9 protein-coding genes and 1 tRNA gene are annotated in these 12425 nt (G+C 68.0%); 7 read left to right on the plus strand and 3 right to left on the minus strand.

The window, feature by feature from the left end:
• Nucleotides 1–7: 7 nt before the first annotated feature.
• The 6 genes from map (at nucleotide 8) to dapE (ending at nucleotide 7055) form a co-directional block, all read left to right on the plus strand.
• Nucleotides 8–772 carry a type I methionyl aminopeptidase gene (map, locus tag SAOR_RS00355; protein WP_123590447.1) on the plus strand — a complete coding sequence of 255 codons (765 nt, stop codon included), beginning with the start codon at nucleotides 8–10 and terminating at the stop codon, nucleotides 770–772.
• Between the two features lies 1 nt (nucleotide 773).
• Complete coding sequence (gene glnD / locus SAOR_RS00360) at nucleotides 774–3443, plus strand: [protein-PII] uridylyltransferase (protein ID WP_123629725.1); 2670 nt, start codon at nucleotides 774–776, stop codon at nucleotides 3441–3443.
• Nucleotides 3440–4648: a succinyldiaminopimelate transaminase gene (dapC, locus tag SAOR_RS00365; RefSeq protein ID WP_123629726.1), complete on the plus strand. Its 1209-nt coding sequence runs from the start codon at nucleotides 3440–3442 to the stop codon at nucleotides 4646–4648. Before glnD ends, dapC begins: the two co-directional genes overlap by 4 nt.
• A 77-nt stretch (nucleotides 4649–4725) precedes the next feature.
• Complete coding sequence (gene dapD, locus SAOR_RS00370) at nucleotides 4726–5550, plus strand: 2,3,4,5-tetrahydropyridine-2,6-dicarboxylate N-succinyltransferase (RefSeq protein WP_123590444.1); 825 nt, start codon at nucleotides 4726–4728, stop codon at nucleotides 5548–5550.
• Nucleotides 5551–5566: 16 nt separating this feature from the next.
• Nucleotides 5567–5917, plus strand: a complete 351-nt coding sequence (locus SAOR_RS00375) for an ArsC/Spx/MgsR family protein (protein WP_123629727.1) — start codon at nucleotides 5567–5569, stop codon at nucleotides 5915–5917.
• A 1-nt stretch (nucleotide 5918) separates the two neighbouring features.
• Nucleotides 5919–7055 carry a succinyl-diaminopimelate desuccinylase gene (gene dapE, locus SAOR_RS00380; RefSeq protein ID WP_123629728.1) on the plus strand — a complete coding sequence of 379 codons (1137 nt, stop codon included), beginning with the start codon at nucleotides 5919–5921 and terminating at the stop codon, nucleotides 7053–7055.
• 31 nt (nucleotides 7056–7086) lie between these two features.
• On the opposite strand, the gene SAOR_RS17175 is transcribed toward dapE, so the two are convergent.
• The 3 genes from SAOR_RS17175 to SAOR_RS00395 form a co-directional block, all read right to left on the minus strand.
• The gene (locus SAOR_RS17175) at nucleotides 7087–8913 is read right to left on the minus strand and encodes a patatin-like phospholipase family protein (RefSeq protein ID WP_123629729.1); all 1827 of its coding nucleotides are present in this window, start codon (nucleotides 8911–8913) and stop codon (nucleotides 7087–7089) included.
• 269 nt (nucleotides 8914–9182) lie between these two features.
• The gene (locus SAOR_RS00390; protein ID WP_123629730.1) at nucleotides 9183–10202 is read right to left on the minus strand and encodes a class I fructose-bisphosphate aldolase; all 1020 of its coding nucleotides are present in this window, start codon (nucleotides 10200–10202) and stop codon (nucleotides 9183–9185) included.
• Nucleotides 10203–10284: 82 nt separating this feature from the next.
• Nucleotides 10285–10374 (minus strand) — tRNA-Ser (locus tag SAOR_RS00395).
• A 219-nt stretch (nucleotides 10375–10593) separates the two neighbouring features.
• Here SAOR_RS00395 and SAOR_RS00400 point away from each other — a divergent pair.
• Complete coding sequence (locus SAOR_RS00400) at nucleotides 10594–12363, plus strand: amidase (RefSeq protein ID WP_123629731.1); 1770 nt, start codon at nucleotides 10594–10596, stop codon at nucleotides 12361–12363.
• Nucleotides 12364–12425 lie beyond the last annotated feature (62 nt).

Here is a 12425-nt window from a genome sequence, read left to right on the forward strand (position 1 = left end):
CACACCCATGAGCGTGACCCTAAAGACGCCCGAGGAACAGGACAAGATGCGCGAAGCCGGCCGCCTGGCCGCGCAGGTGCTCGACATGATCGGCGAGCACGTCCGGCCCGGCGTGACCACCGACGAACTCAACACCCGCTGCCACGACTTCATGGTGGACACCCTCGGCACGACCCCGGCGCCGCTGAACTACCACGGTTTCCCGAAATCGATATGCACGTCGATCAACCACGTGGTCTGCCACGGCATCCCCGGCGACAAGAAGCTCAAGAAGGGGGACGCACTCAACATCGACATCACCCTGATCAAGGACGGCTACCACGGCGACTCGTCGCGGATGTTCTTCGCCGGGGAGCCGTCGATCAAGGCCCGGCGACTGTCCGACGTCGCCGAGGCCGCGATGTACGAGGGCATCGCCGCCGTGCGGCCGGGGGCCACGCTCGGCGACATCGGGGCGGTGATCCAGACCTATGTCGAGGCACAGCGCTGCTCGGTGGTACGCGAATACTGCGGCCACGGCATCGGGCTGGGCTTTCACGAGGAACCGCAGGTGCTGCACTACGGCGAGCCCGGGACCGGCCTGCGCCTGGAAGCGGGGATGACCTTCACCATCGAACCGATGGTCAATGCCGGCAAGCGCCACGTGAAGGTGCTGCCGGATGGCTGGACCGTGGTCACCAAGGATCACAGCCTGTCCGCGCAGTGGGAGCACACCGTGCTGGTGACCGCCGACGGCGTGGAGATCCTCACGCCGAGCCAGACGGCCGCCTGAGGTGACCGACCCGATCGATAGCGCGCCCGACGCCCCGGCCTCGTCATGGGCCGATTTCCTCGAACGAGCGGGCGCGATTCAGGGACGCGAGATCGCGCCGGCCCGCGACGTCCTCGCCGAGGGCGCACGCCGCATCGAGGCCGCCTTCGAGGCCGGCGCGCATATCGACAGCCTCGTCACCGCGCGCAGCGAGCTGGTCGACACCGTGCTGGCCGGCGCCTGGGAGACACTCGTCGACACCCCCGACGCCTGCCTGGTCGCGGTGGGCGGCTACGGCCGCGGCGAGCTGCTGCCGCATTCGGACATCGATCTGCTGATCCTCTATCGCGACGGCCAGCTCGACGACATCGGCCCCGCGCTGGAAGCGTTTCTGATGCACCTATGGGACATCGGGCTGGAGATCGGCCACAGCGTGCGCTCGCCGGTCGAATGCGCCGAACGCGCCACCGACGACATCACCATCATGACCAACCTGATGGAGTCGCGCGCGCTCGCCGGGGACCTGTCGCTGTTCGCCGCCATGCGGGCGGCGACCTCGGCCGAGCACATCTGGCCCTCGGCCGAGTTCTTCAAGGCCAAGGTGGAAGAACAGCAGACCCGTCATGCCCGCTACGACGAGACCGCCTACAAGCTGGAACCCAACGTCAAGGAATCGCCCGGCGGACTGCGCGACATCCAGACGATCGCCTGGGTCGCCAAGCGCCAGTTCGCCACCGACACCCTCGACGGGCTGGTGGACTACGGCTTTCTGAGCGCGCGGGAGTTCACCGAGCTCAAGCGTGGCCAGGCGTTCCTGTGGCGGGTCCGCTTCGCGCTGCACACCCTGACCGGTCGCGCCGAGGACCGGCTGCTGTTCGATCACCAGATCCAGATCGCCCAGATGCTCGGCTACAGCGACGCCGAGAACACGCTGGCGGTCGAGCAGTTCATGCAGCGTTATTACCGCAATATCAAGGCGCTGTCCGCACTCAATGATATTCTGCTTCAACTGTTTTCGGAAGCGATTCTGCATCCGCACCAGACCGAGCGCCCGCGTCCGATCAACGAGCGCTTCCAGGCCCGTCACGGCTTCATCGAGGTGACCGCGGACGACGTTTTCATCGAGAGCCCGAGCGCGCTGCTCGAAATCTTCTATCTCATGCAGACCCGGCCGCGTCTGACCGGCATCCGGGCACACACCCTGCGCCTGATGCGACGCGACCGCCATCTGATCGACGAAAACTTCCGCAGCTCAATCCATTGCCGGCGTCTTTTCACCGAGATTCTGCGCCAGCGCAGCGGTGTGACGCGCGCGCTGCGGCGCATGAACCGCTACGGCGTGCTCGGGCGCTATCTGCCGAACTTCGGCCGCATCATCGGCCGCATGCAGTACGACCTGTTCCACACGCTCACGGTCGACGAGCACACGCTGTTCGTGATCCGCAATCTGCGCCGCCTGGCATTGCCGCGCTTCGACCACGAACTGCCGTTCGCCAGCGAACTGATGCAGACGCTCAACAAGCCCCAGATCCTGCTGATCGCGGGGCTCATGCACGACATCGCCAAGGGGCGCGGCGGCGATCATTCGGTACTCGGCGAGCGCGACGCCCGGGAATTCTGCACAAACCACGGCCTGTCCTCGGACGACACGGATCTCGTCTGCTGGCTGGTGCGCCAGCATCTGCTGATGTCGATGACCGCCCAGCGGCGCGACATCAACGACGTGACCGTCGTCAACGAGTTCGCGCGCGAGGTCGGCAGCCGGGCCCGGCTGGACCGCCTGTTCCTGCTGACGGTCTGCGACATCCGGGCGACCAATCCCAGCCTCTGGAACTCCTGGAAGGAAAGCCTGCTCGTCGATCTGTACACCAGCACGCGACGCGCGCTCGAGCGCGGTCTGGACGATCCGCTGGACGAAGACGAGCTGATCGCCGAAACGCGCAGTGCCGCCGCCGCCCTGCTCACCCGTACCAAGGTCAACACGCCGCGTTTCAAGGCCGTCTGGGAACGCTTCGAGCCGGATTACTTCCTGCGCCACAGCCCCGAGGAGATCGCGCGCCAGACGCGCGCCATCGTCAGCCACGAGGGCCGCGACGGACCGCTGGTGTCGCTGACCTACATCGAGGATCAGGGCACGACCCTGTTCGTCTACACGCGCGACCGCGACTATCTGTTCGGCGTGACCACGGGGGTGCTCGCCCAGCTCGGCCTGTCGATTCTCGACGCGCGCATCAATTCGACGCGCGACGACTACACGCTGGACACTTATGTCGTCTGCGACGAGAACGGCGAGTCGATCACGGAGGAGTATCAACGCTACGAGGTCGAACAGGCGCTGATCGACGCCATCGCCGACCCGGCGGTGCAGCACATCGACGTGACCCGGCGCGCCTCGCGTCGCAGCCGCTATTTCAATGTGCCGACCCAGATCTACTTCAGCGAAGCGACCGAACGCGACTGCACGATCGTGGAGATCATCACCGCCGACCGCCCCGGCCTGCTCTCCGAAATCGGCGATGTATTCCGCGAGTCCGGCATCCTGCTCGAAACCGCGAAGATCGCCACCATCGGCGAACGGGCCGAGGATATCTTCTTCGTCACCGATCACGACCATCAACCGCTGCGCAATCGCGCCCGGCTGCTCCAACTGCGCCAGACGCTGACCGCCGAACTCGACAAGACCGGCCCATGAATCCCCGACTCGACGCCCTCCAGCCCTATCCCTTCGAAAAACTCGCGCGACTGGTCGCCGATGTCACCCCCAACCCGGACCGATCACCCATTTCGCTGGCCATCGGTGAGCCCCAGCACCCGCCGGCGGCCTGCGCGCGCACCGCGCTGGTCGAGCATCTCGATGGCATCGCGCATTATCCCCCGACCCGCGGCGGGCCGGCGCTGCGCGAAGCGATTAGCGATTGGCTGATAAATCGCTTCAATGTTCCAGCGCAATGGATTGATCCCGAACGACATATACTGCCAGCGGCGGGCACCCGCGAGGCGCTTTTTTCGTTCGCTCAGGCGCTCATCGACGACCGCGCCAGCCCGACCCCGCGGGTGGCGATGCCGAACCCGGGCTATCAGATCTACGAGGGCGCCGCTCTGCTGGCTGGCGCCCAGCCACTCTACCTGCCCTGCCTGCCCGAGACGGGCTTTCTGGCCGATCTCGACGCGCCGTCCGCCGCCGACTGGGACCGGGTTCAGCTGCTGTATCTGTGCTCGCCGGGCAACCCCACCGGGGCGGTCGCCGACCTCGACTATTTCAAGCAGGCGCTGGCGCTGGCCGATCGACACGACTTCGTGATCGCCTCCGACGAGTGCTACAGCGAGATCTATCCGGACGAGAGCGCGCCGCCACCGGGCCTGCTGCAGGCCGCGGCGGAAACCGGGCGCGACGATTTTTCGCGCTGCGTCGTCTTTCACAGCCTGTCCAAGCGCTCCAATCTGCCGGGCCTGCGGTCCGGCTTCGTCGCCGGCGACGCACGCGTGCTCGCCGATTTCGTGCGCTATCGCACCTACCACGGCGCGACCCTCGGGGCCCACGTCCAGGCCGCGAGCATCGCCGCCTGGCGCGACGAGGCCCACGTGCGCGCCAACCGCGACCGCTATCGCGAGAAATACGACGCCGTGATGCCGCGTCTCGCGCCGTTCTGCGACGTCGCGCGGCCCGCCGGCGCCTTCTATCTCTGGCCGGCCTTCGACGCCGACGACGAGGCACTCACGGTGGCCGCGCTACGCGACGAGAATCTGCGCGTGGTGCCGGGTCGCTATCTTGCGCGCGAGGTCAATGGCGTGAATCCCGGGCGCGGCCGCCTGCGCCTGTCGCTGGTGGCCGATACCGGAGGCTGCGTCGAGGCAGTGGAGCGGCTGGCGCGCGTCTGCGAGGCGCGGACGCTCTAGGTTAGACTTCGCAGCCCGACAAGGCCGAGCCATGCACGACCCGCATCGGGGCCACCGATGCGCCGAAGGGAGAGATCATGACCGACACCCAGAAGATCATCGAGGACGCATTCGACAACCGCGATGCGATCTCGCCGGATTCCGCCGACGACAGCGTGCGCAGTGCCGTACAGGACGCGCTCGACCGGCTCGACGCCGGGCAGGCACGCGTGGCCGAGCCCCGGGGTGACGGCTGGGTCGTCAACGAATGGCTGAAGAAGGCGGTGCTGCTGTCATTCCGTCTCCGGGATAACCAGCCGATCGAAGGCGCGCACACCCGCTATTTCGACAAGGTCCCGGCCAAGTACGCCGACTTCGATGCCGCGGACTTCCAGCAGCAGGGCGCGCGCATCGTCCCGCCGGCGATGGTGCGCCGCGGCGCTCACATCGCCCCCAACGCCGTGATCATGCCCAGCTACGTCAATATCGGCGCCTATGTCGGCCGCGGCACGATGGTCGACACCTGGGCGACGGTGGGCTCCTGCGCCCAGGTCGGCGACAACGTGCATCTGTCCGGCGGCGCCGGGCTCGGCGGCGTGCTGGAGCCGCTGCAGGCCGCCCCGACCATCATCGAGGACGACTGCTTCATCGGCGCCCGTTCGGAGATCGTCGAGGGCGTGCGCATCGGCCGCGGCTCGGTGATCTCCATGGGCGTGTTCATCGGCGCGTCAACGCCCATTTACGATCGTGAGGCCGACGAGATCGTGCGCGGCGAAGTGCCGGCCGGGTCGGTGGTGGTCGCCGGCAGCCTGCCGCGCGACAACGGCCGCTACAGCATCAACGCGGCGATCATCGTCAAGAAGGTCGACGAGAGCACGCGCGCCAAGGTCGGCATCAACGAGCTGCTGCGCAGCGCCGAATAACGCGGCGGGGTCCACGATGATCCACCTCTACGGCATCGATAGCTGCGACACCTGCCGCAAGGCCCGGCAGTGGCTGGCCACGGCCGGCATCGACCACAGCTGGACCGACCTGCGCCGCGACGGTGTCGATCGCACGCGCCTGGAGCGTTGGCGCGCGGCCCTGGGCGACAATGCGCTGATCAACCGTCGCAGCAAGACTTGGCGGGACTTCGACGCGGACATGCGCGCACGCGCTGAAGCCGATCCCGTGCCGGTCCTGCTTGAGCATCCGACGCTGATCAAGCGGCCGATTCTGGAGACCGCCACGGACACCCTCGCGGGCTTTTCCGCGGCGCGCTACGAGGCCGCGCTCGCCGGCGCCGACTGACATGGCGGAGGCGGCACTCGAACTGGCCCGGGCGCTGATCGCGCGCGCCTCGGTCACGCCGGACGATGCCGGCTGCCAGGCGCTGATCGCCGAGCGCCTGGCCGCCGCCGGTTTCGAGATCCATCACCTTCGCTTCGGCGAAGTCGACAACCTCTGGGCCGTGGCCGGCGACAGCGGGCCGCTGCTGTGCTTTGCCGGGCACACCGATGTTGTGCCCCCGGGGCCTGTCGAGGATTGGCATCACGAGCCCTTCTCCGCAGAGCTCGCCGACGGCTGGCTCTACGGCCGCGGCGCGGCGGACATGAAATCCAGCGTCGCGGCGATGGTCTGCGCCTCGGAGCGTTTCCGCGCGGCCCATCCCGACCACGCCGGTCGGCTGGGGTTTCTCATCACCAGCGACGAGGAAGGCCCCGCCGTCGACGGCACCCGGGCCGTGGTCGACTGGCTCGCCGAGCGCGATATCGCCATCGACTACTGCGTGGTGGGTGAACCCTCCAGCACCGCCGCACTCGGCGACACGCTGCGCAACGGCCGCCGTGGCAGCCTCAACGGCCATGTGCGGGTGCGTGGCCGGCAGGGCCACGTGGCCTATCCGGACAGCGCCGACAACGCCCTGCACCGGCTTGTTGGGCTACTCGCCGACCTCGGCGCCCAGCATTGGGACGACGGCGACGATTTCTTTCCCCCGACTTCTTTTCAGGTCTCCAACATCCGGGCCGGCACCGGCGCGGAAAACGTGATCCCCGGCACGGCGGAGGCCCGTTTCAACTGGCGCTTCAATCCCTGCCAGGACGAAGCCGGCCTGCGAGCGCGGGTGGAACGTCTAGCCGAGGCGCACGGCATCGACACCGACGCCTTCGAATGGCGGCTGTCCGGGCATCCGTTCGTCACCCGCCCCGGCGCGCTGATCGACGCCACCCGGGCCGCCGTCGCGGAGGTCTGCGGCACGGCGCCCGCGCTGTCGACCGGCGGCGGGACGTCCGACGGGCGCTTCATCGCCCCGACCGGCGCCGAGGTGATCGAGCTCGGTCCGCTCAACGCCACCATTCACCAGGTCAACGAACACATCGCCGCCGCCGACGTGGCCCGCCTCAGCGACATCTACGAACGCATCGCGGCCCGCCTGCTCGGCGGCTGACGGCCGCGGGCGCGACGGCGTCCGCCGCCGCTCAGCGCTGATCGCTGCGGTTGCCCAGCACGCGTTCGCGCACCGGCTCGTCGCGGTCGGCGAGCCACTCGTCCAGCATTTGATCGGCGTGGTGATAGGCGCGATAGACGACCTCGTCCATTTCGTCCCAGTCGAACATGCTCACGTCGCTGACCGGCATGTGCAGGACCAGATCAGCCCGCGAGTCGATATCCCGGCTTTCGCGCTCGCTGGTCAGCGTCGCGGTGTGGAACAGGATCTTGAACATGTTCAGATGCCGGGCCGCCGCGCCGACCGACAGCAGCGACGTGGTCTGCGCATCCTCGGCGGTGTCGACGCGCAGATTCGGCTCCCGGCTGACGTCGGAGACGATGATGCGACCCCGGCCGAAGGCGGCCATCGGCTCGAACGGGATCGCACTCAACAGGCCGCCGTCGACCAACAGATCCCCCTGATGCACGATCGGCGGCGCGATTCCGGGCACCGCCATGCTCGCCCCGACCCAGGTCGCGAGCGCGCCGCTGTCGTGCACCATGGGCGTGCCCCGCGTCAGATTGGTGCTCAGGCAGTAGAACGGGATGTCGAGATCCTCGATACGGCGCTCGCCGAACAGGACCCGCAGCTGTCGGTGGAACTTCTGCGCGCTGATCAGCGAGATTCTCGACAGCGAGTAGTCGTTGAGAAACTTGCCGGTGACGAACGTCGCGCGCAGCCGGGCCAGCAGCTCGTGCGCGTCGTAGCCCATGGCCACCAGCGCGGCGACCATCGCCCCCATGCTCGTGCCGCCGACGGCATCGATGGGAATGCCGCGCTCCTGCAGTGCGCGCACAAGCCCCACGTGGGCGAAACCGCGAGCCCCGCCGCCGCCCAGCACGAGACAGACCCCGCGCCCGGAGACGAGCCGTGCCAGCCGCGCGATATCGCGCGGCGGCAGCGTGCGTTCGACGCGGTGATGGATGTCCGCGCCGACACGTTCGCGCCATGCAAGCCCGGAATAGCGCGCATCGCCGTCGTGCAATAGTGCGAGTTCGCGCGGCGCCCTTAGATTCTGCTCACCGAGCCAGGCCAGATTGCGCGAGACGAACGGGCGCTGGTCGGCGCTGGCCACCACGAGAATACGATCGGCCTGACGCAGGCAGCGCCGCGTCCAGGCGTCGGGCGCGGCGCTGCCCTGATAGACCAGATAGCGATAGCGATCCTCGAGCTGAGTGAGCCAGCCGGTGAGACGGCGGTGACGGTCACCGCCGCCGAAATCGGTCGCGGCCATGCCCTCGCCCAGCGCCTGCTCCACCCGCGCGACGTCCAGGCGCAGGGTGGCGGCGACCCGCCCGAGCTCCGCGGACAGCGCGTGCGCGAACGCCGCCACATCGACGCCCGGATGGGCCGGTACCACGGCGTAGGTGCGGGTACTGCGCACGCTCTCGCGTTCGGGTGCCGGCGTGACCGCACGCAGGCGGGCCACCACCAGCCGGGTGACCTGAAGCATGGCCGTGGGATGTCGCACGACGAGGTCGTCGAACACCTCGCGCGAGAGGCGAATCATCGCGGTGTCGCGCAGGGCGTAGGCGTCCGCGGTGTGGCGCTCGGCCGTCACCAGCGTGATCTCGCCGACAGTGTCGCCGGCACCGACCTCGCCGAGCATCAGCGGCGGGCCGTCGGCGTTCGTGCCGACCACGCGAATGCGCCCGTTGACGATCAGATAGAGCGCGTCGCTGGGCTGGCCGACACGAAACAGGTATTCACCGCCGCCGATCTCGATCCATTCCGCGCGGGCCGCCGCCGCGCGCAGGGCACGCCGGTCGAGATCACGGAACAGCGCGTTGGCTTTCAGCGCTGCCTGTATATCCATGCGGCCATTCTAGAGCCTGTGGCCGGGTTGCGCGCGGCACGCATTGCAGCTCGGGGCCATGACACGCGGTCGGGCATTGAAGCGCACGCCAGCGATTCGGCAGACCGGCCCGACACAACCCGCGCCCGGCCGCGCTTCACGTCGTCGTAAGCGGCGCGGCCGATGCCGCGCTCCGGGCCGGCATACGCCCCGTGCCGCGGAAGAGCGAATTGCGCCGGATACAAAAACCCGGGCGAACCCGGGCTTTTCGACGCGCCTCGTGCGGGGTTTTAGGCCGCGTCTTCCATGTCTGGGCTGTAACGACCCTCGGCGGCCGCGCCGTTGTTGCGGGCGCGCTTGTAGTAGGCCTGCTGCGCGGCCGGAATGTTGTCTGGCTCGCCCCGCCAGGCGGCCAGCGCCGGCGCCTGCAGCGCCCGGCCGTAGGAGAACGACAGCACCCACGGCTGCGGGCCGCGCTTGTTCATGGCGTCCAGGTGCGCGGTGGCGACCTCGTCGCTCTGGCCGCCCGACAGGAAGACGATGCCCGGCACCGCCGCAGGCACCCGGCGCCGCAGGCAGCGCAGCGTCGCGTCCGCGACTTCCTCCACGCCCGCCTGCTGCGGGCACTGCTTGCCGGCGATCACCATGTTGGGCTTGAGCAGCATACCCTCGAGCAGCACCCGCTGGGTCTTCAGTTCGTCGAAAACGCGGTCCAGCACGCGATCGGTGACCGCCTCGCAGCGCTCGATCGAGTTGGCGCCGTCCATCAGCACTTCCGGCTCGACGATCGGCACGATGCCGGCCTCCTGACAGAGCGCAGCGTAGCGGGCCAGCGCGTGGGCGTTGACATGGATGCAGTAGTCGCTCGGGCGATCGTCCGCGATGTCGATCACGGCCCGCCACTTGGCGAACCGCGCACCGGCCTCGCGGTATTCGCCCAGCCGATCGCGCAGCCCGTCCAGGCCCTCGGTGACCTTCTCTTCCGGGCTGCCGGCCAGCGGCTTGGCGCCCTTGTCCACCTTGATGCCCGGAATCACGCCCTTGTCCGCCAGCAGCCGGGCGAACGACGTGCCGTCATCGGCGTTCTGGAACAGGGTCTCCTCGAACAGGATGACGCCGCTGATGAACTGCTCTGCGCCCTCGGTCGTGAACAGCAGGTTCCGATAGGCCTGACGCGTGGCCTCGGTCGACTCCACGTTGATGCTGTCCAGCCGCTTCTTGATGGTGCCCGTGGACTCGTCGGCCGCGAGCACGCCCTTGCCCGGTGCGACCAGTGCCTTTGCCGTATCGATCAGTGCCTGTTCGTACATCGCCATTCTTCCAAACCAATTTGCGCGGAATAATACCGGAAAACGCGCACCGCGAAGAGACCTTGCGCCGCGCACCCTGAACTGGCGGAGAGGGTGGGATTCGAACCCACGAGGGGCGTGAACCCCTGCCGGTTTTCAAGACCGGTGCAATCAACCGCTCTGCCACCTCTCCGATGCACCGACGGCGCGCAGAATGCAATCGATCCGCGCCCGTCGGCGCACGCATTGTCGTTAAACCGCTGCCATCGACGCAAGCGCCGCGCATTCGCGCGCTGGCACGCCCCGTGCATGGGCTCCATGGGGGCGGCGGCGAAACGCTATTTTGCAAGCCAACCCCTGGTTCTCCTTTTCCATGCGGCGGCATCGCCCGCCGGCTCAACCAGGGTATGTCATGAAGCCAGGATTTCTGTTCCTACTGTGTCTGCTGACCGCGCTGCTCGCGGGCTGCAGCGATTCCGACGGCGGCGACGTCGATGTCGATGCGCCGGCGGAATTCGTCTTCGTCGAGGGCACGATCGCTCAAGCGCATGCGGCCATGCGAAGCGGCACGCTGAGCTGCGAGGCCCTCGTGCAGGGCTATATCGATCGCATCGAGGCCTATGATCGCGCGGGGCCCGAGCTTCGGAGCGTGATCAGTATCAATCCCTACGCGCTGGAACGCGCAAGCACCCTGGACGCACGCTACGCCGACGGCGGCCTGACGGGTCCGTTGCATTGCGTGCCGGTGTTGCTCAAGGACAACTTCGATACCGTCGACGTCTACACCACGGCCGGCGGCCTCGCGCTGGAGACGAGCCAGCCGCCGGACGATGCGTTTTCCGTGCAGGGCATCGTGGATGCCGGCGGGATCGTGCTTGGCAAGGCCAATCTGGATGAATTCGCCTTTGGTTTCCGGGGCAGCAGCTCCGTGCGCGGCCAGGTTCGAAATGCCTATGACCCGACCAAGGGCCCGGGCGGCTCGTCGTCGGGCACCGGCGCGGCGGTCGCGGCCAGTCTGGCGATGACCGGCACGGGCTCCGACACCGGCGGCTCCGTACGCGTGCCCTCGAGCGTCGAGGGTCTGGTCGGCATCCGGCCCAGCCTGCGCCTAGTCAGTCAGGACGGCATCGTGCCGCTGGCCGCTTCCCAGGACACGGCCGGCCCGATGTGCCGCACCGTGGAGGACTGCGCGCTCATGCTCGACGCCATGGTCGGCTTCGACGACGGCGAGTACAGCAATCAACGTGAGGCGTTCGCCTACGACTCCGCCCTGATCGAAACGGCCGACGACTACCGCACCGTCACCGGCGTGCCCGAGACCTACACCGGCTACCTGGACGCCGACGGCCTCGACGGTGCCCGCATCGCCGCGATCCGGCCGTTGTTCGGCGATGGCGAGGGCGACAACGCGGCCGTACAGGCCGAGCTGATGGCCGCGATCGAGCGCATGCGCGACGCCGGCGCGACCGTGGACGTGCTTACCGAAGACGACCTCGCCGCACGGAACGTATCCATCGATGCGCTGACCGATTTCGATAGCAATTCGCGATACGAATTCCGCCAGGATCTGACCGCCTACCTCATGAGCTGGTCCTCGGCGGTCGATCAGCACCCGCGCAGCTTCGATGCGGTCGAAGCAAGCGGCGGCTACGAGGCCCGCAACGAGGGCACCTTCGCCTTCTACGGCGCCATCGGTCGGGCGATCGAGAACACGGATGACGACAGCGAACAGGCCGTGGCCTATCGTGCAGCCTACGAACGCAACCTCGAGGAACGTCCGGCCATCGTTCGAAACGGCCTGCTGCGGATTCTCGACAACCGGGCCGGCAACGACCTCAATGCGCAAGCGCTGGGCGCGCCTTACGACGCCCTGCTCTACCCGTCGGTGCTCAGCCTTGCCCCGGAATTGGGCGACTCACCCAACGCCGGCAGCAACAACCGGCTCAGCCCATTCTCCGGGTTCCCGGCGCTGACCATGCCTGCCGGCATGGTGGACGATCCCGATCCGGACACAGAGGGCGAGCCCGCCCTGCCGGTCGGCATGGAGCTTCTGGCCCGCGAATTCGACGAACCGACGCTGATCCGGTTGGCCTACGGCTACCAGCAGACGTCCGAGCCGCGTGCCGCGCCGACGTTCACGCCGGAGCTCGCCACGGCGGAACAAGACACGGCGGACGACTGATCGACTATCGCAACCCTATGGGCAAAGGGCGGCTGCGGCCGCCCTTTTTGCGTGCACCACGT

Source organism: Salinisphaera orenii subsp. orenii MK-B5 (assembly GCF_003788635.1).
GTDB lineage: Bacteria > Pseudomonadota > Gammaproteobacteria > Nevskiales > Salinisphaeraceae > Salinisphaera > Salinisphaera orenii.